The following is a 25,316-nucleotide window of genomic DNA, read 5'->3' as shown; positions in this document are numbered from 1 at the left end:
AAAAACAAAAGAAGTGCGGTTAATCCTAAGACGAATTCCGCTACGCGGAACCGATGTTCACTCCGCATTCGGCTTTAATCTTTGACTCTATCTCATATGGCCTATGCGCAGGGGCAACCATCCGCCTACCGCTTCGCTCATGCTACGTTCCCATCTTTCGTTGGGATTAACCTCATCAATTGTCAGTTATTTAGAGTTTAGTTTCAGAATGAAGATTGTTGATTTTTTGATAGAAAATACCGTCGGTCAGCACGAGCGAAAGATGATGAACGCAGCGGTAGACGAGGTTTTGACCATAGCAAAGGCGATGCGCGTTGGCGTCAAAAATATAGGCGATAGCGAAGTGAATCACGGTTTCGCGAAGCGAAATTCGCCTTTGATGAACGACAAGAAAAGAAGTTTTTTTGTTTCTTTTTTTTCAAAAAAAGAAATACCGTAAAAATGTATTTTAAGTAATGTTTTTAGAAAAGCTTCAAAAAAACTAAAATCACATCATTTACTTTGGCCATTTATCAGGCAAGACAACACTTTGCATATTTTATAAAAAAGGCTCAGAATAACATCCTGAGCCTCATGTAAAATAAAGATCTGACTACAATTCGTGATCTGAAATATTGAATTTCTCTAAATAATCCGAAACTCGTTTCAAGAAACCTCCGCCCAAAGAACCATCAATCACACGGTGATCATAGGAATGGGAAATGAACATCTTTTGACGAATGGCAATCTGGTCTCCTTGAGGACCAGATATGACCGCAGGTTTCTTCTCAATGACTCCAAATGCCAATATTCCGACCTGAGGCTGGACAATGATGGGAGTACCCATTAAATTACCAAAAGAACCAATATTGGAGATGGAATAAGTGCCTCCTTCTAAATCAGAGGGAGTCAATTTATTCAACCTAGCCCGGTTCGACAAATCATTAACTTTTTTAGTTAATTCCAATAAAGATAATTTATCCACTTCATGAATAACCGGAACGATTAAATTACCATTGGGTAAGGCTACCGCCATGCCTATATTGATTTGCTCATGCTGTACTAGGTAATTTCCTTCAACAGAAATATTCATGCCGGGAAAATCCTTAAGTGCTTTGGCCGTAGCCATGATCAATAATGGTGTGTAGGTTATTGGCTCTTTGTATTTGGCTAAAAAGTTGGCTTTTTCCGTTTCACGCCACGTTACCATGGCTGTCATATCCGCTTCTAGAAACGACGTAACGTGAGGGGCAATACGCTTAGAATCCACCATACGCTCAGAAATCATCTTACGCATACGGTCCATTTCGATTACCACATCACCCGGTAAGCGTAAGCCTGGGCCTTGACTTAGCGTACCTGAAGCTATCATCCGTTTGGAATTACGGACAGCGATATAATTCAATACATCTTTCTTAGTAACTCGCTGGTCCAAACCCGAACCCTTAATGGTACTAAGTTCTCGTTGTGTTACATTTTCTTGCAGGCAAATTTGTTTGATCAAAGGAGAAATCCAAGGATTTGATTTTTCTTCATTTTGACCTAAAATCCCTAAACTAACGTCTGTCAATAAAGCTAATGCTTCGTGCTCTGGAAACATATTGGCTACGGATGCGCTTGGAGTCGTATCAGCTGAGTTTTCTATGGAATCAATCACACATATAGCCTTACCAATGGTAGCAATTTCCCCAACAGGAACGATGATCTTTTGTAAATATCCTGAAACTGGACTCGGTACTTCGGTATCGATCTTATCAGTAGCAACTTCTAAAATAAATTCATCAGCTTCCACATAATCACCAGGATTTTTCAACCAGTTTAATACGGTTGCTTCCATGATGCTTTCACCCATTTTAGGCATAATGACTTCCATGATGGCCATAACTATTGAGTCAATTCGTTTAACAAAAATTTCCTAACTAAATTCAGACAGTTCAGGGCCGTCATGTGTATTATTTGCTTCCTAGTTCCAGCTAATTGCAATTTGCGAGTTATAACACCACCTTCATGAGATAAAGCAATCCAAACTGTACCAACAGGCTTCTCCTCCGTACCTCCATCGGGACCTGCAATACCAGAAGTGGCTAAAGATAAAGTACTATGTAGTTTCTCTCTTACTCCATTGGCCATGGAAATGATACATGCTTCACTGACTGCACCTTCATGTTCCAAAAGGGTAGGAGAAACACCCAAACTATTTATTTTCACTTCATTTGCATAGGAAATAACGCCTCCTTTAAAATAGGCGGAACTTCCTGCAATTTCTGTAAATAAATGAGATAAATACCCACCCGTACAACTTTCTGCCACTGAAATACTAGCGCCTTTTTCAACCAATAATTGACCAATCACTTGGGCTAATTCATCCTGTTCATATCCAAACACATAAGGTTTAATGAGGGGCATGACCCGAGTAATTTCATGTTGAATATCTTGATTCAATTGAGTAACACTGTCTCCAAAGCCCGTCAAACGCAATTTAACGATTCCCAAAGAAGGTAAATAGGCTAATTTAATATGTTTGGGCAAAGACAATTCCCAATCCTGAATCATATCCGACAAATAAGATTCACCGATACCTACTACTTTAACAATTTTATGAACAATGGTGGGTGTTTTGAAATGTTGGGCTACGCGTGGTAAAACCAAATCTTCCATCATGGCTTTCATTTCAAAAGGTACTCCGGCCATGGAAACCCACACCGTTTCTTTTTCCTCAAACCACATCCCAGGCGCTGTTCCTTGCTTATTTTGAACATATTGTGCTTTAGTAGGCAATAAGGCTTGATCACGGTTCAAATCACTTAATTCACGCCCTCTTTTTTCAAAGAACACACGCACGTCTTCTAATGCTTGCGGATGATATGCCATATCGCAACCAAAGAAATTCGCTAGAACTTTTTTCGTTAAATCGTCTTTGGTTGGACCTAATCCACCTGTTATAAATACGATATCAGCCCGGTGTTGAGCTTCTTCAAGTATGTTTAAAATTTCACTTTCCTGGTCGCCTACGGACGACTTTCTGATGGTTTTAATTCCTATTTTGTCTAATTCCAGGCTAATCCACTGGGTATTGGTATCCAATATTTGCCCATAAAGAATCTCATCCCCAATTGTAATAATTTCTGCTCGAACCATTAAGTTTTCTTACTTTTGTACGAAAATACGATTTATTTGGGATAGAATTTAATCCCTGAATCGAAAAACAATTCAAATTAAGCAATGAAACAATCAGAGATAAATTTCAAAATAAGTTTAGACGAAAATAACATTCCTGAACAAATTTCTTGGTCCGCCACAGATAATCCCAATGAAGGAATAGAGGAAACAAAAGCGATATTAGTTGCAACCTGGGATCCTTACCACAAAGGTACTTTGACTTTACCCTTATGGACGAAAGACATGGAGGTTTTGGATATGAAACGCTTTTTTATTGAAATTTTAGGAACAGTTTCGGAAGCTTCCTTGCAAGCTACTGGTGATAGTTACTTTTCTCAGGAAATCGAACAAGTTTGTATGACTTTATCGAGTCATTTAAAGAAAGAAATCATCGCGGCTGAAAAGGGTCAATAAGCAAAATATACATGAAAGTATCCCATTTATTCATCGCCATCATACTGCTTATTTCTGTGCCTAGTTTGGCACAAAAGGGCATCAACTTCATTAAAACGGGCAATTTTAATACGGCTGTGGCAACTGCTAAACAACAAAATAAACTTTTGTTTATGGAAGTATATGCACCAGATTGTCATATTTGTAATGCTTTTAAAGGAACTTTTGCTCAACCCCAAGTGGGGGCTTTGTACAATGCTAAATTTATCAATTTCCAGTTGGACATTCGTAATCCTGAGAATCAAAAGCTCTTAAAAAAGCTGAAAATCACGATTAATGCCACACCTACCTTTATATTCATGGATCCCACTAGTTTACAAATCGTTGGGGCTAAGATATTTGGGGAAAGAGATAATTCTGTCATTAATGTGAATTCAATAGCTCAAAAAGCAATTAATCCAGCTGAACATGCGCAGAATTATGCCAAACGATTGAAAGCAGGAGATAAAAACCCGCAGTTCTTATTAAACTATGCTGAGTATGCTCGAATAGTGGGTGATACAACTTCCAATATTGCCGCTTTCAATGTGTTTGCTAAGACCATAAATCCTAGCCAATATACCTCACAAAGTACCTTCAATGCCATTCAAATGGTGATGATGAATAATAACAATGTACTTTTTGATTATTTCATCAACCACATTCCCGCTTATGAAAGAATTTATGAAGCTAATCCTGTCAGGATGAGTTATGAAAATATCTTTCAAATCGTCTTGACAAGCTCTCAAGCAAATAAATTAAGCGTAGCTGATATTCAAAAGATTAAAGCCCAAATGGCTAAAGCTGGTTTAGACCCAGGCTCTATTCAAAGAAGAATGTGGATGGTTGAAAGTTCTTTATTGTTTAAACAAAAGAAAGCTACTCAGGCCATTCAAGTGATTGAAAAATTATTGGCAGTACTTCCCAATGCTCCAGGCCCTAAGGAATACCAATACTTGTGTGATTATGTCAATGGTAAAACGAAGGACAAAAAGGCATTAGCCTATGCCAAAACACATTGGTGTAAATTTGGAATGAAATAATTCTAGCGAAAAAGTGCGCGATAAATCATCACAGCCACACAAAACAAAAACATCACAATCGATATTTTATTGATCATGTGCATCGTACGAATGTTAAAGTTCGTCGGTGCACCTGGTTTTGGCTTTTGAAATACACGAATAAAGTAAGTAAATACTTCACCAATTCTGAATTGTTCTTTTAGTCTGCTCATCTTAGTTATTCGTTTCTTGCGGATCTTTCCAGATTCCGTCTTCCTTGATTAATTGTATTAACTCATCTACAGCAGAATCTGCTGGTACCGACTTTTTCACGACTTCCTGACCACGGTACAAGGCAATTTTGTCCTTACCTATACCTACATAACCATAATCAGCATCGGCCATTTCTCCTGGGCCATTCACGATGCATCCCATGATTCCTATTTTCACCCCTTTTAAATGATCTGTTACTTGTCGGATTCTGGCAGTTGTTTCTTGAAGATCAAATAAGGTTCTTCCGCAAGATGGGCAAGATATATACTCTGTTTTAGAAATACGTACTCGACAGGCCTGTAAAATCCCGAAATTGGTAGAATTCTCCAGCGAGGATTGAACAGGTAAACCTGCTAAAGAAAGCATTAATCCATCACCAAATCCATCAATAAATAAAGCACCTGCTTCTGTTGGTGCAAATAGTTGAAATTGGTCCGCATGAATATCCTGATAGTTCAAACGTATTACTACAGGAATATGAATTCCTTGTATTTCCAATTCAAAAAAGGCTCGTCGAATGGCTGCCATTCGATTAGAAAAGCTCGAAGAAAGTACCAATACCTCATTCTGGGCCAATTTAAGGGCATTGACGAATAAGTCATTAGACCAAATCTCCTCGGCATCCGCCTGAACAAAATTAAGTTGGGCATGTTTCTTGCTTGCCTTTAACCAATCTTCCACTTCAAATAATGGAAATTGATGCTCAGAAGGACTGGATTGCAGCCAAGTTGTAGCTGATTGTATTTGTTTCAATCCATTGGGAAGCATGAAATCTAAATCTGAAGTCCCGGTAAACAAATAATCAGCCCCCAAATCATTCATGGCCCATTTATCGGGTTCTGGCAAATAAAAATGACCAATGGATTTCAGATCCTCCATGCTGATGCTTTTCAAATGTGAATAGTCAGCGATAACACGGGGTACTTGATGCCCACCAAAATTCATCAATTCGGCACTTTTTCTTCTGGTATGCGCAAATGGATTGATGGGGGAGTCGAATCCCGCAGATAAATTACTTAGGCTTGGAATGGGTGCATTTGGACGATTTCGACCTACATAACGATTCACCAAATCTTTGGCTACTGGAATTTCAAATTCAGGATCTTCGGTTAAAGATACCCGTACCGTATCTCCTAATCCATCTTCCAATAAAGTACCGATTCCTACAGCCGATTTAATTCGACCATCTTCACCTTCACCCGCTTCGGTAACCCCTAAATGTAAGGGATAAGCTTTAAATTGGCCATCTGCCAGTTTTTTACTCAATAAACGGTAGGCTTCCACCATGACTAGAGTATTGGAAGCTTTCATAGAGAGTACAATATTGAAGTATTTTTCATCTTCACAAATTCGAAGAAACTCCAAAGCAGATTCTACCATGCCTAAAGGGGTATCACCATATCGACTTAAAATTCGATCGGATAATGAACCGTGGTTAGTTCCAATACGCATCGCTGTGCCGTATTCTTTGCAAATCTTCACCAAAGGCAAGAACTTATCACGAATACGCTCTAATTCAGCTTGATAAGAGCTCTCGCTGTATTCTATCGTTTCAAAACGCTTTTTGTCTGCGTAATTTCCTGGATTAATACGTACTTTTTCCACTATCCGAGCGGCTAATTCAGCAGCATTGGGGGTAAAATGTATATCAGCAACCAAAGGTGTTTTATAGCCCTTAGCGCGTAATCCTTTACGAATATTTTCTAAATTTTGAGCTTCTTTAACGGAAGGAGCAGTAATCCGTACCAATTCGCAGCCTGCGTCAATCATGCGAATGGACTGTTCTATGGATCCTGCAGTATCCATGGTATCCACGGTTGTCATGGATTGTATTCGAATGGGAAAATCTGAACCCAACATCAAATCGCCAATGGAAACAGGAATCGTTTCTCTCCGCTGATAGCCGAACAAGGTAGGAGCATACATATTCCCATCGCTGATCAAATGAGCTGAAGACGATTGTTGAAGACTTGACATAGGTATAAAATTTAATTCAAATGTACGAAATACAAACAAAAAGCCTCATCTCATGGAAATAAGATGAGGCTCTTTTTGCATGATGCTACTACCAAGAACTCTTTTTGTGTCCGATTGTTGCGTAAAATAAAATAAACAAATAGCAGGGAACCATAATGACATAAGCTATTTGCGTATCTTGAATTCGATCGGCAATATCCCCGTACAATAAGGGAATTAAAGCGCCTCCAGAAATCATCATAATAATTAATGCGGAACCCAATTTCGTGTATTTACCTAGACCACTGATTGCTAATGGCCATAAAGCTGGCCACATAAGCGCATTGGCTAGACCTAACAAGGCTAAGCACATCACTGAATAATATCCGTCTAAAAGGACTGTTCCAAGAGAAAATACTACCCCTAATATTGCGGAATAATTCAAGGCTTTTTGTTGAGATAAAATCTTCGGGATGAATAATATACCCACGACATATCCCGCCAACATGCCATACAATGTATAAGTCGTAAAGGTTTTGGCTACTTCCATATCAATACCTTGAGATACGCCATAATTAATGATCGTATCACCCGCCATTACTTCTACACCTACGTATAAAAAGAATGCAACGAGCCCTAACACTAAATTCGGATAAGCCCATACACTAGAACGTTGTTCTGCTGCCGATTCTGCACTTTCTTCTGCTTCCACTTCTGGTAAAGTTGAGAAACGAACCAATAAAGCCAATCCCACTAAAACCCCAGTCATGATTAAATAAGGGTTAACGACAATGCTTAAATCTTTAGCATCCGTGGTGGAAGACAATAATAAGCCGCCAAAAATAAACTGACTTAAAATACCAGCCACTTTATTGCAAATTCCCATGACAGAGATGCGCTTAGCTGCTGAATCTGGTGAACCCAAGATGGTTACATAAGGATTAGAAGCTGTTTGTAAAAGGGCTAATCCTGTTCCGATGACGAATAATCCTAAAAGGAACATGGGGTAATTAGACATTTGAGCAGCAGGTACAAATAATACAGTTCCTACGGCCATGACCATTAGACCAAGAGACATTCCGTTTTTGAATCCTGTTTTCGCTAAGACCCAAGAAGATGGAATAGCCATGACAAAGTAAGAAATAAAGAAAGCAGAGGTTACTAATAGAGATTCAAAATTATTTAACGCAAAGGCTGCTTTGAAAAAAGCAATTAATACGGAGTTTACCCAAGTCACAAATCCAAATACAAAGAAGAGTATTCCGATAATTAACAGAGCAGCTGAGGTGTTGGTAGGTTTGTTTGTAGTTGTCATAAAGGTTTAATAGTTATCATGTAAAGCAAAAATAGGTTGATTCGTTTTCCATTTTCCTCGAGTGAAATCTGGAATTTTAATAGGAGCAGATCCTTTAGCAATGGATTCTTCTGATAGTGGTGAAATAGCTGACCACGCTGCTGCATCATATACATCAATAGGAGGGGCTACTTTATTTTTAATAGATTCAATAAAGGCTCTTAATACAAAATAATCAATTCCCCCATGGCCAGCATTTTCAGCATCCTGAGCATGCGCTTTCCATAGTGGATGATCGTATTTCTCTTGGTAAGGTTTGAACGGCTCCCAGCTATGGGCTTTGGGAGAGACACCCTCCAAATAAATGGATTTATTATCATCCATCCATAAACCATTGGTTCCTTGCACTCGGAAACCTAAGGAATATGGCCTAGGAGAGTTGGTATCATGAGAAACCATGATGGTTTCCCCATTGGCACATTTGATTAAGGTAGTTACGACATCGCCCAATTTAAACTTGGTTTTGGCATTGGGATGATCTTTTCCCCCTTTATCTACGATGTATTTTTGCAAACCCAGGGCTGGACTAGCCATGGATGTTACATATAAAAACTGATTTCCACGGTTGATATTGAGCATTTCAGCCACAGGGCCTAAACCATGGGTTGGATAAATATCTCCATTACGGTCTATGGAGTGTTGTGTTCTCCATTTTGCCTCAGAAAATCCTTTGGCACCAAATTCTACTCCTCCACCATATGGCTTAACCCCATCATTGAATTTCACTTCGCGTAAATCATGTTGGTACCCACATTGCACATGCGTTAATGAGCCAAACATACCTTGACGAACCATGTTTAATACAGCCAAGACATCACGACGGTAGCAGACATTTTCCAAAATCATGCAATGTGAACCTGTTTTTTCATACATATTCACCAAATCCCATGATTCTTTCAATGTCACGGTAGCAGAGACTTCTACACCGGTATATTTTCCTTCTTTCATGGAAGCCAAGGCCATAGGCACATGCCATTCCCAAGGGGTAGCGATAATCACGCCATCAATGTCGTTTCGTTTAACTAAGTTTTCAAAGTCATGATCCCCATTTTGATATACCACCGCTTCTTTACGGCCTTTATCTCGAATCATTTTTTGAGAAATCTGAATAGCTTTTGGATCAATATCACAAATTGCTACAATTTCTACATCGGGACGATACATCGCCATTTCCAGGTGATTTCTTCCACGAAGTCCAACACCAATGAAACCTAAACGCACTTTTGTTTGTTCTGGAGTTATGCCTTTTAAAATAGTCGGAAATAGAGCAGCAGACGACGTATATAGCAGCGATTTTGAAATAAAGTTTCGCCTTTTCATAAATAGTTAAACTGGTTTTAGATAATGAAATTGAAATTTAATCAAATTATGGCTGTAAATTTATATCCAATTTAAAAAAATGATAGAGCTTCCCCGTGTAAGTGTATTTAGGAAAGAGCATTTTAATGCTGCTCATCGATTGTATAATGCCAATTGGTCAGATGAAAAGAACCAAGAAGTGTTTGGATTATGCAATAATCCCAATTTCCATGGTCACAATTATGAATTAATTGTGCAAATTACTGGAACAATTAATCCAGAAACGGGTTATGTGATAGATATGAAGGAAGTTTCCCAACTGATTCAAAAGGAAATCATTAAAAAATTCGATCATAAAAATCTAAATTTAGATGTGCCCGAATTTGCTCAATTGAATCCGACGGCTGAAAACATTGCCTTGGTTATTTATCAAAAAATTAGAGCAGCACTTGCCACCAACCTTGATTTAAAAATTAGATTATATGAAACAGAAAGAAATTTTGTTGAATTCCCTGCTCATTGATACGGAAAATTTCCATTTCACGGATGATGAGATTGGAGATAATCACATAGCGACTTCGATAGAAACGCCTATGCGTTCAGATGCATTCGATCTTTCTGATGCAGATAAAATCAAAAAAATCGAGGGGCATTTTAGAGAAATCATGTTAACTCTAGGGTTAGACTTGACAGATGATTCACTAAAGGGTACGCCAAAACGTGTAGCCAAAATGTACATTGAAGAGATATTTAGTGGATTAAATCCAAAAAATGAGCCTCAGGTAGCCTTATTTGAAAATAAATTTGGCTATAATGAAATGCTAATTGAGAAAAATATCAGTTTTTACTCCAATTGCGAGCATCATTTTGTACCCATCGTCGGTAAAACGCATATTGCTTACATTTCTTCAGGTAAAGTAATTGGTTTATCGAAATTGAACCGAATTGTACAGTATTATGCCAAAAGACCTCAGGTTCAGGAACGTTTGACGATGCAAATTGCCAAACATTTACAGCGAGTACTTGAAACAGAACATGTGGCTATTTATATCGATGCCAAACATTTGTGTGTTTCCTCTCGTGGGGTTAAAGATGATGCTACATCCACTATTACTTCCTTTTATGGAGGTAAATTCCAAGAAGAAGCAACTAAAAAAGAATTTTTAGGCGGTATTCAGTCGGTTTAATGGGAGTATATGTGATTGTTGGAGCTAGCCAAGGGATTGGCTACTCCATAGCTGAGCAATTAATAGCCGCTGGACATCGTGTTTTAAATTTTTCAAGAAAAGCAGCTGATTTGGCGGGTATTGAAAACTATACCTGGGATGCCCTTCAAGAGGAAGATAGCATATTTTCATCCATTCAAGGTTCTGTAGATGGTATTGCTTATTGCCCAGGCAGCATCGTATTAAAACCATTTCATCGGTTAACTACCACTGATTTTGAACTAGATTTTAAAATCAATGTTTTGGGAGCGGTTCGCGTGATTCAAGCTTTATTAGCTTCCTTAAAACAATCCAATAGTTCATCCATTGTCCTATTTAGCACCGTAGCAGTACAAACAGGCATGGGATTCCATGCATCTATAGCTAGTTCCAAAGGTGCCATTGAAGGTTTAACCCGATCATTAGCGGCTGAATTGAGTAGTTTCAAAATTCGAGTAAATGCTATTGCTCCTTCCTTAACTCAAACACCTTTAGCGCAAAATCTATTAAGCACTCCTGAAAAAGTAGAAGCTGGAGGAAAGCGTCATCCACTAGGACGTGTGGGACAAGCTGAAGACGTAGCCAATTTAGCCGCCTTCTTACTGAAGCCTGAAAATTCATGGATAACGGGACAAGTGATTGGAGTAGATGGAGGAATTGGAAGTCTAAGAACGGTTTAATTGTTCCAGAAAGTGCTTTTGGTTTAAAGCTAAATTCACGTTATTCCATTCAATTTTATCGACAAATGCTTGTGAACGGATAGGGCAGTTGGCCACTTGACAATGGGCACAGCATTCATCCAAACAAGGGTCTGCATGAACAAATATCTCAATGTGGGTAGGTAAAACTTGAGATAAAGTACCTTCAAAGTCGTGAATTTCCTCATGAACATGGTTTAAATCCCAATAGCGAGGAAGTGTTAAATGGCAGTCGATATGTAAATCACCCCCATATTGTTGAACCCGTAAATTATGTAAATCAATCCATTCATCTCTTTGGTTTTTGGTAATCCATTCAATGACCATTCGAAAAACTTTAGGATTGGTTTCATCCATTAGAGCTGCCACCGAAGTACGAATTAGACGAATACCTTGCCAAAACATAAAAAAAGCAAATAGGAGAGATGCGGCAGAGTCAACCCATAACCAATTGGTAAAATAGGTGATTGCTAAGGCCAATACGACCAATAAACTATTATAGGCGTCTAAACGTAAGTGTTTCCCATCTGCCACCATGGTTGGAGAGTGCTCCTTTTTACCCATTTGAATCAATAAATACCCCATGATACCATTCAATGCGGAGGATCCCAAAGAAATGGCCATACCCATATCCAAACTCTTGAGTTCTTGATTGGTCCACAAATGCTGAGAAGCATGTAAAAAGATGTAGGCAGCTGCCAACAAAATCAAAACTCCTTCTAAACCAGAAGCGAAAAACTCAATTTTCCCATGCCCATAAGGGTGATTCAAATCTTTGGGTAATGAAGCCAAATACACTGAATAAAAGGCAAATGCGCCAGCCACCACGTTGATGATGGATTCTAGGGCATCAGTCAATAAAGTGGTAGAACCGCTTAAGTAATAGGCATAAAATTTCCCATTTAAAATCAAGACACTGACCAAGAAAGTAACAAGCAGCAGACGCTGTTTCATGGGAAAAATTTATGCACAAAGATACATCAATTCCTTTTATTTTTATGGGATGAAAGAACAAGATAAGCCTTGGATAACGTTATCCAAAAATACGGTATATGAAAATCCTTGGATACGCATTGAGCATCATGAGGTCATTAATCCGAATCAGAATGAAGGTATTTATGGTTTGGTTCACTTTAAAAATACAGCTGTTTCCATTTTTCCTCTGGACGAAGAAGGAAATACTTATTTAGTGGGACAGCATCGATATACCTTGGATGCTTATTCCTGGGAATTACCTGAAGGAGGATGCTTGATTCAAGATCAGGAAAGCCCTTTGGAAGCAGCTAAAAGAGAATTGAAAGAAGAAACGGGTTTACAAGCCCAAGAATGGATTAGCCTAGGAACTTGTTATTTGTCCAATTCTGTGACCGATGAAAAAGCTCATATGTTTTTGGCCAAAAACCTTCAACAAGGAATCGCTGCTCCTGAAGAAACAGAGTCTTTGGTAGTCAGGAAAATACCCATACAAGAAGTGTTCAACATGGCAGAAAATGGGGAAATACAAGATGCTTTAAGTTTATTGACCATTTTAAAGGTCAAATCTCTTATATCGTAAAATCCCAATGCTTCATTTCTTCCAAAGCTTGATAATCCGTTAAGTCGTATTTTACCGGAACTACTGTGGCGTAATTTTCTGTTAACCAATCCAAATCTGTCCCATTGTTTAGGTCTTCATTATGTAAAAAACCATCCATCCAAAAATAGGGTTGTCCGTAAGGGTCTTTTCTTTCTTCAAAAAACTCTCGATAAACCGCTTTGGCTTGTCGGGCTACCCGAATACCTTGAATAGGAGCTTCTGATTTAGCAGGAAAATTCACATTGAGTGTTAATCCTTCATGCAAACCATGCTCTAATACTTGTTGGGCTATTTTAATGATTAAATCATGGCAATGACTAAAATCGGCATCATTGGCATAGTCACATAAGGAAAACCCTATGGCTGGTATTCCTTCCATGGCAGCCTCGATAGCGGCAGACATCGTACCTGAATACAAAACTGAAATGGATGCATTAGATCCGTGATTGATCCCTGATACCATCAAATCAATCTTGCGACCTTTTAAAATATAGTGTTTGCCAAATTTAACACAGTCGGCAGGAGTACCTGAACATTTATAAGATTGAATATTGGGTCCGAAAGTTTCCGTTTTAGTCACACGAATAGGAGTCCCCATGGTGATGGCATGTCCCATACCCGATTGGTGGCTATCTGGGGCCACTACTACGACCTCTCCAATTTCTGACATGATCTCAGTTAATACTCTAATTCCTTTGGAATGAATGGAATCGTCATTAGCAATAAGAATAAGCGGTTTCTCTTGACTCATATTTTCTTAATTTTAACGAAATTACAAATTTGCTTACTTAATTTTGCAAGATGCAAATCCGAAAAGCTGAAATAAATGATATTCCTACCATACAAGCGATAGCTGAGCAAGCTTGGCGTCCTACCTATGGTGAAATCCTGAGTGAGGAGCAATGTGTCTACATGTTGGACATAATGTATCGAACTGATGTATTAAAGAAGCAATTCGATGAAAATGTGTACTTTTTCATGTTGGAATCAGAGGAAGGGGCCATTGGTTTTGCTGCCTACGAAGCGATGGATGACATGCAAGGAAAGCTCCATAAAATCTATTTGAGACCACTACAAAAGAGCCAAGGTGCAGGAACATTTTTATTGGAGTATGTTGCAAAATTTGCTCAAGAAAATGGACAAAAAGCCATCTTTTTAAATGTCAACCGACATAATTCTGCTGTTCAGTTTTATTTAAAAAGAGGGTTTCAAATCGACCAAGAACTGGATTTACATGTGGGAGAGGGTTACTACATGAATGATTACATCATGAAAAGAGAGCTATAGCCTTCTGGATCAATTGACTAATTTGTTTCTCTGGATTCGTCGAAAACTGAAGGGTTTTCCGATTAGCCAAAATGGCATTCAATGAAATCATTTCGTGGCCTAAAACTCCAGAAAAAGCATAATAAGCAGAGGTTTCCATCTCAATATTGGTAATTTTTGATTTTCCCACGAGAGTGGCCGAACAGTCTTTTAAAAAATCGGGTAAGACCGAATTCATTCTCACGGTCCGACCTTGAGGAGCATAAAAGCCAGGTGCTGTTAACGTTGTTCCCAAAAAAGCATCCTGAAAATGGGCATCTTGTGAGAACAGACGAACTAATTGATTAGAAGCTTTAGCACCATAGATAGGTAATGGGTAGCCGATTTGTTCGCAAAATTGATCCAAATCCTTTTGAGGAAGGCTTTTATCCGAAGAAAAATCATAAAATTGAGCCAAATTATCAAAACCTATGGCAGCCTCAGATATCAGAATTGAATCAACAAGAATATCTTCTTGAATGGAGCCAGAGGTACCCATTCGTATGAGATTCAAGGAACGCTTTTGACTTTTTTCTATTCTTGTTTCAAAATCAATATTGGCTAGCGCATCCAATTCATTCATGACAATTTCAACATTATCGGCCCCAATGCCACTAGAAAGCACTCCAATAGGCTTTCCTGCCAGTTCTCCAAAATGGCTTACAAACTCCCTTTTATGGATTTTGTAATAAATACGGTCAAAATGGCAGGAAACTTTTTCGACACGTTCAGGGTCACCAACCATGAAAATAGTATCACATAATTGCTCAGGACGAATGTTCAAATGATAGGAACTTCCATCAGGGTTTATAATCAAGTCGGTCGGTGAGAAATAGGTCATGAACAAATTTATTGATAATTTCCCAAAAGAATCATTTGAACTTGTCGGACATGAGCGATTGGCCCCATATTAAATCTCAAATTTATCAGGAAATTTTACAGCGCTTGGAGCAAAACATCCAAGAGGCACAAATAGCATATGTTCAGGCGAAAGAATCAAGAGATTCAGACACCAAGAGCTCCGCAGGGGATAAATACGAAACAGGCCGAGAAATGATGCAAAGAGAAATGGATAAATGCTCTGCTTTGATGGATCAAAACAAGCATTCCTTGCAAATCATCCAGCACGTACCCATCCATAGAACCTATGAGAGCGTCGAAAAAGGGGCCCTTATCATAACAGACAAAGGAATGTATTATATGTTGGTAGGCCTAGGAAAAATCAGCTTAGATCAAAAAGACTATTTTGCTATTTCACCTGAATCACCCATTGGAAGCTTGTTTTTAGGAAAGAAAGTAGGCGAGTTCATCCTTTTGAGAGATCAAAAAATTCATATACAGGGCATTTATTAATCGAAAAAAATGAAAAAAATAGTACATCTACTCTTGATTGTAATATGTGTGCAATCGGCATTTGGCCAAAGTGCTGAAGAGAAAATCAAGGCATTTATACCGCAAATAGATCAACTTTTTAAACAGTTTGTTGAGAAAGAAAAACTACCTAGTGTTGTCTATGGATTGGTCTATCAAGGAAAATTGGTACACACACAATCCATTGGTTTGGCAAATATCAAACAACAAATTCCTGCCAGTTCGCAAGTGGATTATCGCATAGCTTCCATGACCAAAAGTTTCACCACTATGACCATTTTAAAATTGCGCGATGAGGGGAAATTGCAATTGGATGAACCCGCTCACCATTATATTCCAGAATTAAAAAATCAACGATATGTGACGAAAGATGCTCCTGAGATTACCATTAGGCATTTAATGACCCATGCGGCAGGTTTTCCAGAAGATAATCCTTGGGGGGATCGACAACTGGGTATTTCGGAAAAGGCCTTCTCAGAGATGTTAAATAAGGGTATTTCATTTTCTAACAACCCTGGCGTAAGCTTTGAATATAGTAATATGGGGTTTGCGCTTTTGGGAAGCATTATCAAAAAAGTAAGTGGACAGTCTTATCAAGCTTACATTACAGAGAAAATTTTAAAACCCTTAGGTATGACCCATACCTATTGGGAATATATGGATGTTCCCAAAAACCAATTAGCCCTAGGCTACCGCTGGATCAATCAAAATTGGGTGGAGCAGCCCTTGGAACATGATGGAGCTTATGGTGCTATGGGTGGTTTAATAACTACCATGGAGGATTTCAGTCATTATGTCGCTTTTCATTTATCCGCTTGGCCAGAAAGAGATGATCCAGAATCTGGTCCGATAAAACGCGCTTCTGTCAGAGAAATGCAATTCCCATGGAATTTCATTGATGTGAATCCTAAACAAAAATATCCCAATGGCCAGGTGGGGCAAAGTTTTAACGCTTATGCTTATGGATTGAGTTTTAAGAAAGATTATGCCAACAGAACTTCCATTTCACATTCAGGAGGTTTACCAGGATTTGGGAGTAATTGGCGGATATTTCCAGATTATAATATCGGAATTATATCTTTTAGTAATTTAACCTATGCCAATATGGGGAGCATCAATATGTTGGTCATTGATTCCTTGCTACATACTACAGCTTTACCTAAACGTACTTTAGCTGTTTCTGACATTCTGAAACAAAGACAAAGCGAATTGATGAAGATATTACCACATTGGAACCAAGCAGAGAGCAGTGGGATTTTTGCCATCAATTTTTTCTCCGAATATTTTACACCTGTATTGAAGAGCGAGGCAGAATCCTTATTCTCGAAAGTTGGGGCTATCAAAAAGGTACATGACATGATTCCAGAAAATCAATTACGTGGTAAATTTAGCATAGAGGGAGAAAAAGGCGATTTAGAAGTAAGCTTTACTTTAAGCCCAGAAAATCCAGCCCTGATTCAAGAATTCCATTTAATTGAAATAAAAAAGGCTCAATGAGCCTTTTTTTGTTTTTCTTCAATCTTCGCATTTCTGCTAAAGGACTTAAATCCTAAAATAGGAGAGTAGCCCACGGATTGTTTGGAATAATATCCTTTTTCATTGTATGGGCGCTTTCTCGGATGATCTTTACAAGCAGGAGAACAAGCGCCATCCATTTCTTTTAAACAGCTTGGACAAATAGCCAAATGCTCGTTACATTCCGGATTAGCACAATTGACCATGTGGTCTGATGGCTCTTGGCAAACATGGCATTTTGAAACAACGACCGGGTTTACGCTATTAACGGGCGTTGCTACACGACTATCAAACACATAACAAGATCCGTCAAAATCTTCTCCTCCTTCTTCCAATCCGTATTTGATGATACCACCATGCAATTGATACACATCCGTAAAACCCTTCTCAAGTAAATAAGCAGAAGCCTTTTCACATTTGATACCACCTGTGCAGTAGGTGATAACTTTTTTATTTTTCAAATGGTCAATTTCGTGCACATGGTCTGGTAAATCCCGTAAATTTTCCATGTCGAAGGTATATGCCCCTTTAAAACGTCCTAATTCATGTTCATAATTAGAACGCATATCTACCAAGACTACGTCTGGATCATTTTTCAATAATTCTTTAAATTCTTTAGGCTTCAAATGCTTACCTGTTCGCTCCAAAGGATTCACAGGTAAGTCGGAATGGACTATTTCATTTTTAACACGCACATGCAATTTATTGAAAGTGTGTTTGTCAAATTCTTCAATTTTAAAGTCAAAGTCAGTTCCCTGAAATATGGGATCACTTTCCAACCAATGCATGTATTTATCGCAATCTTCTTTGAGTCCAGAAACGGCCCCATTCAATCCTTCTGACGCCACAATGATGCGCCCCAAGATATTGTTTTCAATACAAAAAAGGTGGTGTTTTTCCCGATAAGCCTCGGGATCTGGCACAGGGGTGTAGTTATAGTAAAGCAACACACTGTAAGGTTTCATCTTCAACATGATTTACAGATTAATAATAAAAAATAAGTGACGATGGGGAGATTCGAACTCCCATACCTAAAACGGCACTACCACCTCAAGGTAGCGTGTCTACCAATTTCACCACATCGCCAATATGGTTAGCAAAATTACCAAATATTTGCTTACTTGCAAGGAAATCAAGTTTTCATCAAATCTGAATAAACAGAATGGCTTTAGAAATCAGCGGAAAATTAGTAAAAAAACTTCCTGAAGTAACCGGTACCGGACGTAATGGGACCAATTGGATCAAGCAAGAATTTGTGATTGAAACTCAAGACCAATACCCTAAAAAAGTGTGTATGTCGGTCTGGGGTGACAAGACTCAAGATTTAGCTCCTGTACAAGAAGGTGAAATAGTAAAAGTACAATTCAATGTCGAATCAAGGGAATATAATGATCGCTGGTATACCGAAATTAGAGCATATCGATTAGATCGTTCAGGTGCAGCGCCATCTGTTCCTCCGAATGTAGCTCCTTCAGCAGGTGGTGGATATCAGTTCCCTCCGTTAGAAGCTGAATCGGGTGATGATCTTCCCTTTTAAGGATAATGTATGAGTCCAAAAAAAAGCCCTTGCAATGCAAGGGCTTTTTTTTGAGATTCTGTGGTTCTAGGCCCTTGCCTTGCAAGGACTCTTCGTGCCATGAAAGGGCTCTAGGAAAGATACCCGAATTTCCCAGCATTAAAATCTTCAAAAGCTTGCATGATTTCTTGACGGGTATTCATCACAAAGGGACCATGTGCCGCAATGGGCTCATTTATTGGCTCACCACTCAGAATTAATACCACGCTATCTTCTTTAGCCTCTATTGAAAATTCCTCTCCTTCGTTTTCCAGCAAAGCTAAATTGTCTAAGGCTACATCTTCTGTTCCGTTCACTATTACACTTCCTTCAATAACCAATAAACAGGTATTATAAGATGCAGGAAAGGAAAAACTAGCTTTTGCTCCGCTTTTCAATTTGGCATTCAGCATATTCACGGGAGTGAAAGTAGAAGCAGGGCCTTTTTGTCCTTGATATTCTCCTGCAATCACTTCTATAAAACCTGAATCTCCAAGATCAACTTGAGTGATTTGTTGGTTTGATATGGCTTGATACTTAGGTGTCGACATTTTATCCTTAGCAGGCAAATTAACCCACAATTGAACCATTTGAAAATCACCCCCTTCTGCACTGAAAGATTCTTCATGGTATTCTTTATGTAAAACCCCTGAGGCAGCCGTCATCCATTGTACATCTCCCTCACCAATAATTCCACCACCACCACTACTATCATGATGTGCCACTCGACCTTTATAAGCAATGGTAACCGTCTCAAAGCCCCGGTGAGGGTGAACACCTACACCTCTGGCATGTGTAGAAGGGGAAAAGTAATGCTTTGAACCATAATCCAACATAATAAATGGACTCATGCGTTGCATGTCTAAACCATATCGACTAGGAATAAAATTATGTACTCTAAACCCATCTCCAACAAAATGTACCTCACCAGGAGGATATACTAACTCGACTTTCTTTGTCATAATCATCAATTGTTAATGGAGTAAATCTCCGAAATCACCAACACTCATCACAAATAACTAATCACTAATTATGAGTGACATTGCTTGATGAACAATATCTGCCTCAATAAAAGTTTCACCAAAAGGAATAAATCCTAAACTGGCATAGAGTGGCATGACTGTTTGCTGAGAATGTAAGTAGAAGTAAGTAGCATCTGGATAAGCTGTCCGAGCTTCTTGAATGATATGTTGAACAATCTGACTGGCATATCCCTTTCCTCTGGCTGAAGCTAGTGTCGCAATTCGCTCAATCTTAATTCCTTTATCTGTTTTGCGATAACGACCAGTTGCCACCGGCTTTCCATCTTCCAATAATAAATAATGCTTCGCTTGCGCATCTAATTCATCAAACTCTTCTGAGGGCAAGCAAGCTTGTTCTACGACAAATACCTCGATTCTAATCTCAAAAACCTCATGAATTTCTTCCAGCGATTTGGCTTGAATGATTTTGACCATCTTATTTCTCTTGTTTTCCGTAAGCTTCAATGATTTCACGAACAAGGCGGTGACGAACCACATCGGAGCCATCCAATTCCACAAAAGCAATGCCTGTGATACCTTTCAGTATATGAGCCGCTTCTCCTAATCCAGATACTTGATTTTTAGGTAAATCTACTTGAGACTTATCACCCGTGATAATGGTTTTAGACTGAATACCCATACGCGTCAAAAACATCTTCATTTGCATGGAAGTGGTATTTTGGGCTTCATCCAATAAAATAAATGCCTTATTTAATGTACGACCGCGCATGTAGGCCAAAGGAGCAATTTCGATGGTTCTATTTTCGAGGTAGAATTTCAATTTTTCCGCTGGAATCATATCTTCCAAAGCATCATAAATAGGACGTAAGTAAGGATCTATTTTCTCTTTTAAATCACCAGGTAAAAAACCCAAGTTTTCCCCTGCCTCTACAGCAGGTCGTGTGATAATAATCTTTTTGACTTCCTTATTTTTAAGTGCTTTAACGGCTAAAGCTACCGCCGTATAAGTCTTGCCAGTACCAGCGGGCCCAATGGCAAAAACGATATCGTTTTTACTAGCTGCTTCCACTAATTTTCGTTGATTGGGTGTTTTCACTTTGATCACCAAACCCTTGGTTCCAAAAAGTAAAACGTCCTTATCTTCCACCCAAGGAGTTTCATTTTCTTCTCCTGTTGGGTTTAAGATCAAATCGATGTAGGCTTTCATGTGGTTGGCCGACAAAGAACTATGTTTTTCTAAATGCTTGATACATTGATTGACGATGGCTTCCACCAAAGAAATTTGATCATCGGAACCTCGAACTGTAATTTGATCACCACGAGCAATGATTTTGGTCTGAGGAAAAGCTTCCGTCAATAGAGTTAAGTTGGAATTTGAGACTCCGAGAAAATCAACCAGAGACACATCTGTTAAGGCAATAATTTTTTCTAACAAGTATGAAAAAGTTAAGGTGAAAAATATTTACTAAAATAGAGAATAATTGAAATTTAATCGGATGATTAGAATGATATTTTTATCAAAATATTGTAAAATTGTAGTCTATGGAATCAAACAATCCCTCATCAATTTCTAAAAAAGCAAATTCTAGCTATAATCGTTCCAATCAACCTACACGATTAAGTGATTTAGGCTTAGGAAAGCTTCCTCCACAGGCTCCTGAGTTAGAAGAAGCATTATTGGGGGCTTTGATGTTGGAAAAGGAACCTTTAGCCAATGTCATTGAATTACTGAAGCCTGAGACTTTTTACAAAGAAGCACATCAGAAGATCTTTCTAGCCATTCAGGGATTGTTCCAAGCCTCTCAACCTGTCGACTTATTAACGGTAAACAATTACTTAAAAGTTAATGGGGATTTAGAAAAAGCAGGAGGGACGAGTTATTTAGCTCAATTAACTTCAAGGGTAAGTTCGACTTCAAACGTGGAGTTTCACGCTAGGATTATCATTGAGCAATTCATCAAGCGCCAGTTGATTCATGTTTCTTCTGAAATTCAGCGTTTGGCATATGAAGATACGACCGACGTATTTCAAATTTTGGATCGGATGGAACAAGAATTGTTTTCCATTGCAGAATCAAACATCCGAAAGAATTACGAAAGTATGTCGGACATTTTGAAAAAGGCTATTGATGAATTAGAGAAGAAACAAAAGCAAAAAAGTGGCCTTACGGGTATTCCTTCTGGCTTTACCGAATTAGATCGCCATACTTCTGGCTGGCAAAAACAAGAATTAATCATCATTGCCGCTCGTCCGGGTATGGGTAAAACGGCCTTTGTTGTTTCTGCTTGTCGAAATGCCGCCTTAGACTTTGGTCATGCGGTAGCCTTATTTTCCCTAGAAATGAGTTCCATTCAATTGGTGAATCGTATTGTTTCTGCAGAAGCAGAAATTGAGGCTGAAAAAATACGAAAAGGGAAATTGGAGCCACACGAATGGCAACAATTACACACCAAGATTGATAAATTATTCCAAGCCCCCATCTACATTGACGATACACCCGCATTATCCATTTTGGAATTAAGGGCAAAATGTCGTCGTTTGAAGGCTCAAAAGAACATTGAGCTGATTGTTATTGACTACTTGCAATTAATGACTGGGGATACATCTGGAAAAGGAGCGAGTGGAAACCGTGAACAAGAAATTGCTCAAATATCCCGTGCATTAAAGCAACTGGCGAAAGAACTGGATGTACCTGTGATTGCACTTTCTCAATTAAATCGTTCGACGGAAACTCGTGGGGGAAATAAAAAACCTCAACTTTCTGACCTTCGTGAATCGGGAGCCATTGAGCAAGATGCTGACCAAGTTATGTTCATCTATCGCCCTGAATACTATGGCATTACCACGGACGAACAAGGTAATTCCATTGCAGGAATGGGAGAGATTATCATGGCCAAAAACCGTTCTGGATCCTTAGAAAATGTATGGCTGAAGTTCATCGGTAAATTCACCAAATATTGTGATTTGGATTTCCAACCTTTTGCGGATGGGAATGGAAACGGCGTTTTTAACCTCAGTGAATTAGGAGATACAGCATCTCAATTTGAGCAAGGAAACAGCGACTCTGTCTTTAAAGGAAGTAAAATGAATTTACCTCCTGCGGATTTTGATCCATTGAACGAACCTTTCTAGTTTTTTCTTAGTCGTAAGCGAACGATATTTTCCACGTGATGCGTTTGTGGAAACATATCTACTGGATGAACTACATCTACCTGATATGCCTCATCTAACCAAGCTAAATCACGAGCTTGGGTAGCTGGATTACAACTTACATAGACTATTTTTTCTGGACGAACTTGCAATAATTGTCGAACCACATCCTCATCCATGCCCGCTCTAGGTGGATCTGTAATGACCACTTGAGGCTTTCCATGAAGGGCTATAAATTCTTCTGTTAAAAGCTTTTTCATGTCTCCGGCAAAGAAAGATGCCGTGTCAATGTTATTATGAATCGCATTCATTTTAGCATCTTCTACTGCCATTTCAACATATTCTAGCCCAACTACTTTGGCCGCATATTTCGCCAAAAATAAAGCGATAGTTCCTGTGCCTGTGTATAAATCATACACCAACTCATCTCCCTGTAAATCAGCATATTCTCTTACTAATTGATATAATCGCAAAGCTTGCTTGGCATTGGTTTGGAAAAAGGATTTGGGACCAATCTGGAAACGCAAATCTTCCATTTGTTCTTCGATAAATGGCTTACCATGAAAACATATAACTTCCAAATCGTGGAAAGTATCATTCCCTTTTTGATTGACCACATAATTTAATGAGCTAATCATCGGAAAATTGCTTTGGAGGTAATTCATGACCAAGCTAATTTCTTCCTCTGTAGCATAGGCAAACTGAACCACCACCATCCATTCACCTGAACTTGCATTTCGTATGATCAAATTACGTAAAGCGCCTTCTTTTTGATTTTTCAATTCATAGAAAGAAATTCCGTTTGCTTCGGCAAAATCACGAACTCCATTTCGAATTGCATTCGAAGGATCAGGTTGTAAATAACAATGATCGACAGGTAATATTTTATCGAAACGACCTGGTACGTGAAAACCTAAGGCGTTCATGGAACCTAGATCTTCTTTTCCAATCTCTTCGTTGGTCAACCAGCGAGCAGAAGAAAAGGTGAATTCCAATTTATTACGGTAATAATAGGCTTCATCAGAACCTAAAATGGGTTGAAATTCAGGTAATTTAATTTTGGCAATTCGCTCTAAATTGTCTTTCACCTGTCGCTGTTTAAACGCCAATTGAGCCTCATAGGAAACGTGCTGCCATTTACATCCACCACAAACCCCGAAATGATCACAAGGAGCTTCTGTTCTAAAAGGAGAGAGAGCTTGAATGTTGATCGCCTGAGCTTGTTTGAATTTCTTTTTAGACTTAAGAATGCGCAAATCAGCAATATCACCAGGGGCTACTGTACCTTGAACAAATATCACTTCATCATTTACCTTCGCTATGCACTTTGCTTCCGCTGCGAAATCAAGGATGGAAATTTGTTCTAACACTTGGGGGATTTTGTATTTTCTGGCGTTCATAAGGTAAATTCTAGCACAAAAATAGGGCTTTCATTTGGCTAGTCAATCAATTATGGGATAAAAGCTTAACTTTGAGATCAAATTTTACATATGAAAAACAAAGTCGTCATTATCACAGGGGCATCTTCCGGAATCGGTAAAGCCTTGGCATTGGAATATGGTAAGCATGGAGCTCAAGTAATTATTACGGGAAGAAATGAAGCAAAACTTGAAGAAGCGAAGACAGAATTAGTCGCTGCCAATATTACTTGCCAAGCCATTGTTTGTGATAGTAGTTCTGAAGAACAAACAAGAGCCATGATTGCTCAGGTAGTTCAAGAATATGGGGGGATCGACTTACTGATCAACAATGCAGGAATTTCCATGCGTTCTATGTTTGAAAATGTAGATTTGAAAGTTTTGAAGCAAGTCATGGACATCAATTTTTGGGGAACAGTTTATGCCACACATGCCGCTTTGCCTTATTTAAAAGAGAGTAAAGGGGGCATTATTGGCATTTCATCCATCGCAGGATATAGAGGATTACCCGTACGAACAGGGTATTCTGCATCTAAATTTGCGATGAATGGTTTTTTAGAGGCATTGAGAACAGAACTATTGGAAACAGGCGTACATGTCTTGACGGCTTGTCCAGGATTTACGGCATCCAACATAAGGAATGCGTCCTTGAATTCCGAAGGTAAAATTACCGGAGATACCATGCGAGATGAAGAAAAAATGATGTCGGCTGAGGAAGTAGCTCAGCGCATATATCAAGCCTTTGAACAAAAGAAAAAAACCTTGGTTTTGACCTTTCAGGGAAAATTGACCGTCTTTTTAAACAAATGGCTGAACGGTTTCATGGATAGGCTGGTGTATAATACCTTGAAAAAGGAGAAGGATAGCCCGTTGAAATAATGAAGAATGTACAATGTAGAATTATCAATTAATAGCTTTAGAATTATCAATTAATAGGCGTTGAAATAACCAGTGATTCTACATTTTACATTTTAATTCTACATTCTACATTCTAAAATTTAAAAGCCCTGCCCGACATTGTCAAGCAGGGCAGTACAACCCTTTTAACTTACCACTCTATTTTTTTTAGAGGCTAACCTCTTAATTA

The 25,316-nt window shown here is 38.7% G+C and carries 27 protein-coding genes and 1 tRNA gene; 13 read left to right on the top strand and 15 right to left on the bottom strand.

Annotated features, from left to right (window positions below; genetic code table 11):
* Positions 1–103 precede the first annotated feature (103 nt).
* Positions 104–439 carry a hypothetical protein gene (locus G9H65_RS03555; protein ID WP_166373978.1) on the top strand — a complete coding sequence of 112 codons (336 nt, stop codon included), beginning with the start codon at positions 104–106 and terminating at the stop codon, positions 437–439.
* 153 nt (positions 440–592) lie between these two features.
* Here the strand turns inward: G9H65_RS03555 and G9H65_RS03550 are convergent, their stop codons facing one another.
* Positions 593–1,861 carry a dihydrolipoamide acetyltransferase family protein gene (locus G9H65_RS03550; protein ID WP_166373977.1) on the bottom strand — a complete coding sequence of 423 codons (1,269 nt, stop codon included), beginning with the start codon at positions 1,859–1,861 and terminating at the stop codon, positions 593–595.
* A gap of 2 nt (positions 1,862–1,863) precedes the next feature.
* Positions 1,864–3,117, bottom strand: coding sequence for a competence/damage-inducible protein A (locus tag G9H65_RS03545; RefSeq protein WP_166373976.1), 1,254 nt, complete (start codon positions 3,115–3,117; stop codon positions 1,864–1,866).
* Positions 3,118–3,201: 84 nt separating this feature from the next.
* Here G9H65_RS03545 and gldC point away from each other — a divergent pair, with 84 nt between their 5' ends.
* Positions 3,202–3,552 (top strand): gliding motility protein GldC, encoded by a 351-nt coding sequence (gene gldC, locus G9H65_RS03540; RefSeq protein ID WP_166373975.1) that lies wholly within the window; start codon positions 3,202–3,204, stop codon positions 3,550–3,552.
* 11 nt (positions 3,553–3,563) lie between these two features.
* Positions 3,564–4,613: a thioredoxin family protein gene (locus G9H65_RS03535; RefSeq protein WP_166373974.1), complete on the top strand. Its 1,050-nt coding sequence runs from the start codon at positions 3,564–3,566 to the stop codon at positions 4,611–4,613.
* Positions 4,614–4,615: 2 nt separating this feature from the next.
* Here G9H65_RS03535 and G9H65_RS03530 read toward each other — a convergent pair whose 3' ends face one another.
* From G9H65_RS03530 to G9H65_RS03515, 4 genes are all read right to left on the bottom strand, one after another.
* Positions 4,616–4,804: a DUF6728 family protein gene (locus tag G9H65_RS03530; RefSeq protein WP_166373973.1), complete on the bottom strand. Its 189-nt coding sequence runs from the start codon at positions 4,802–4,804 to the stop codon at positions 4,616–4,618.
* Between the two features lies 1 nt (position 4,805).
* Positions 4,806–6,821, bottom strand: coding sequence for a (E)-4-hydroxy-3-methylbut-2-enyl-diphosphate synthase (gene ispG / locus G9H65_RS03525; RefSeq protein WP_205753236.1), 2,016 nt, complete (start codon positions 6,819–6,821; stop codon positions 4,806–4,808).
* An 88-nt stretch (positions 6,822–6,909) separates the two neighbouring features.
* Positions 6,910–8,115 carry a sugar MFS transporter gene (locus G9H65_RS03520; protein WP_166373972.1) on the bottom strand — a complete coding sequence of 402 codons (1,206 nt, stop codon included), beginning with the start codon at positions 8,113–8,115 and terminating at the stop codon, positions 6,910–6,912.
* Between the two features lie 6 nt (positions 8,116–8,121).
* Positions 8,122–9,474 carry a Gfo/Idh/MocA family protein gene (locus G9H65_RS03515; protein WP_166373971.1) on the bottom strand — a complete coding sequence of 451 codons (1,353 nt, stop codon included), beginning with the start codon at positions 9,472–9,474 and terminating at the stop codon, positions 8,122–8,124.
* A gap of 79 nt (positions 9,475–9,553) precedes the next feature.
* On the opposite strand from G9H65_RS03515, the gene G9H65_RS03510 reads away from it, so the two are divergent.
* From G9H65_RS03510 to G9H65_RS03500, 3 genes are read left to right on the top strand one after another with little or no spacing between them, the layout of a single operon-like run.
* Positions 9,554–9,976 (top strand): 6-pyruvoyl trahydropterin synthase family protein, encoded by a 423-nt coding sequence (locus G9H65_RS03510; RefSeq protein WP_166373970.1) that lies wholly within the window; start codon positions 9,554–9,556, stop codon positions 9,974–9,976.
* Positions 9,936–10,640 (top strand): GTP cyclohydrolase I FolE, encoded by a 705-nt coding sequence (gene folE, locus G9H65_RS03505; RefSeq protein ID WP_166373969.1) that lies wholly within the window; start codon positions 9,936–9,938, stop codon positions 10,638–10,640. The genes G9H65_RS03510 and folE overlap by 41 nt, the downstream gene beginning before the upstream one ends.
* Complete coding sequence (locus G9H65_RS03500) at positions 10,640–11,338, top strand: SDR family NAD(P)-dependent oxidoreductase (protein ID WP_166373968.1); 699 nt, start codon at positions 10,640–10,642, stop codon at positions 11,336–11,338. Before folE ends, G9H65_RS03500 begins: the two co-directional genes overlap by 1 nt.
* Here G9H65_RS03500 and G9H65_RS03495 read toward each other — a convergent pair.
* A complete protein-coding gene (locus tag G9H65_RS03495) occupies positions 11,324–12,310 on the bottom strand; it encodes a cation diffusion facilitator family transporter (protein WP_166373967.1) in 987 nt (328 codons plus the stop codon). The two genes, G9H65_RS03500 and G9H65_RS03495, sit on opposite strands and share 15 nt — an antisense overlap.
* Here G9H65_RS03495 and G9H65_RS03490 point away from each other — a divergent pair.
* Positions 12,309–12,911, top strand: coding sequence for an NUDIX domain-containing protein (locus G9H65_RS03490; RefSeq protein WP_235927463.1), 603 nt, complete (start codon positions 12,309–12,311; stop codon positions 12,909–12,911). The genes G9H65_RS03495 and G9H65_RS03490 overlap by 2 nt on opposite strands.
* On the opposite strand, the gene surE is transcribed toward G9H65_RS03490, so the two are convergent.
* Positions 12,901–13,683, bottom strand: a complete 783-nt coding sequence (surE, locus tag G9H65_RS03485) for a 5'/3'-nucleotidase SurE (RefSeq protein ID WP_166373966.1) — start codon at positions 13,681–13,683, stop codon at positions 12,901–12,903. The two genes, G9H65_RS03490 and surE, sit on opposite strands and share 11 nt — an antisense overlap.
* Positions 13,684–13,733: 50 nt before the next feature.
* Here surE and G9H65_RS03480 point away from each other — a divergent pair, with 50 nt between their 5' ends.
* On the top strand, positions 13,734–14,219 hold the full coding sequence (locus tag G9H65_RS03480) for a GNAT family N-acetyltransferase (RefSeq protein ID WP_166373965.1): 486 nt from the start codon (positions 13,734–13,736) through the stop codon (positions 14,217–14,219).
* On the opposite strand, the gene G9H65_RS03475 is transcribed toward G9H65_RS03480, so the two are convergent.
* On the bottom strand, positions 14,200–15,078 hold the full coding sequence (locus G9H65_RS03475) for a nucleoside phosphorylase (protein WP_166373964.1): 879 nt from the start codon (positions 15,076–15,078) through the stop codon (positions 14,200–14,202). The two genes, G9H65_RS03480 and G9H65_RS03475, sit on opposite strands and share 20 nt — an antisense overlap.
* Positions 15,079–15,128: 50 nt before the next feature.
* On the opposite strand from G9H65_RS03475, the gene G9H65_RS03470 reads away from it, so the two are divergent.
* Together G9H65_RS03470 and G9H65_RS03465 are read left to right on the top strand one after the other, a co-directional pair.
* A complete protein-coding gene (locus G9H65_RS03470; RefSeq protein WP_166373963.1) occupies positions 15,129–15,590 on the top strand; it encodes a GreA/GreB family elongation factor in 462 nt (153 codons plus the stop codon).
* A 9-nt stretch (positions 15,591–15,599) separates the two neighbouring features.
* A complete protein-coding gene (locus G9H65_RS03465; RefSeq protein WP_166373962.1) occupies positions 15,600–17,105 on the top strand; it encodes a serine hydrolase domain-containing protein in 1,506 nt (501 codons plus the stop codon).
* Here the strand turns inward: G9H65_RS03465 and trhO are convergent.
* Positions 17,099–18,088, bottom strand: coding sequence for an oxygen-dependent tRNA uridine(34) hydroxylase TrhO (gene trhO, locus G9H65_RS03460; protein WP_166374298.1), 990 nt, complete (start codon positions 18,086–18,088; stop codon positions 17,099–17,101). The genes G9H65_RS03465 and trhO overlap by 7 nt on opposite strands.
* Positions 18,089–18,125: 37 nt before the next feature.
* Positions 18,126–18,209, bottom strand: a tRNA-Leu gene (locus G9H65_RS03455).
* 76 nt (positions 18,210–18,285) lie between these two features.
* Between G9H65_RS03455 and G9H65_RS03450 the strand changes: the two genes are divergently transcribed.
* Entirely contained in the window at positions 18,286–18,660 is a 375-nt protein-coding gene (locus G9H65_RS03450) for a DUF3127 domain-containing protein (protein WP_166373961.1), read from the top strand.
* Positions 18,661–18,770: 110 nt separating this feature from the next.
* Here G9H65_RS03450 and G9H65_RS03445 read toward each other — a convergent pair whose 3' ends face one another.
* From G9H65_RS03445 to G9H65_RS03435, 3 genes are read right to left on the bottom strand one after another with little or no spacing between them, the layout of a single operon-like run.
* Positions 18,771–19,640 (bottom strand): pirin family protein, encoded by an 870-nt coding sequence (locus tag G9H65_RS03445; RefSeq protein WP_235927462.1) that lies wholly within the window; start codon positions 19,638–19,640, stop codon positions 18,771–18,773.
* 57 nt (positions 19,641–19,697) lie between these two features.
* Positions 19,698–20,135: a GNAT family N-acetyltransferase gene (locus G9H65_RS03440; protein ID WP_166373960.1), complete on the bottom strand. Its 438-nt coding sequence runs from the start codon at positions 20,133–20,135 to the stop codon at positions 19,698–19,700.
* A 1-nt stretch (position 20,136) separates the two neighbouring features.
* Positions 20,137–21,096, bottom strand: coding sequence for a PhoH family protein (locus tag G9H65_RS03435; RefSeq protein WP_166373959.1), 960 nt, complete (start codon positions 21,094–21,096; stop codon positions 20,137–20,139).
* Positions 21,097–21,203: 107 nt separating this feature from the next.
* On the opposite strand from G9H65_RS03435, the gene dnaB reads away from it, so the two are divergent.
* Positions 21,204–22,793, top strand: coding sequence for a replicative DNA helicase (dnaB, locus tag G9H65_RS03430; protein WP_166373958.1), 1,590 nt, complete (start codon positions 21,204–21,206; stop codon positions 22,791–22,793).
* Here dnaB and rlmD read toward each other — a convergent pair.
* Complete coding sequence (rlmD, locus tag G9H65_RS03425) at positions 22,790–24,211, bottom strand: 23S rRNA (uracil(1939)-C(5))-methyltransferase RlmD (protein WP_166373957.1); 1,422 nt, start codon at positions 24,209–24,211, stop codon at positions 22,790–22,792. The two genes, dnaB and rlmD, sit on opposite strands and share 4 nt — an antisense overlap.
* Positions 24,212–24,301: 90 nt before the next feature.
* On the opposite strand from rlmD, the gene G9H65_RS03420 reads away from it, so the two are divergent.
* On the top strand, positions 24,302–25,108 hold the full coding sequence (locus G9H65_RS03420; protein ID WP_166373956.1) for an SDR family oxidoreductase: 807 nt from the start codon (positions 24,302–24,304) through the stop codon (positions 25,106–25,108).
* The last annotated feature ends 208 nt before the right edge of the window (positions 25,109–25,316 follow it).

This window comes from Aquirufa ecclesiirivi (assembly GCF_011250515.1).
GTDB classification, from domain to species: Bacteria; Bacteroidota; Bacteroidia; order Cytophagales; family Spirosomataceae; genus Aquirufa; species Aquirufa ecclesiirivi.
This window is presented reverse-complemented; position numbering and strand designations above follow the sequence as displayed.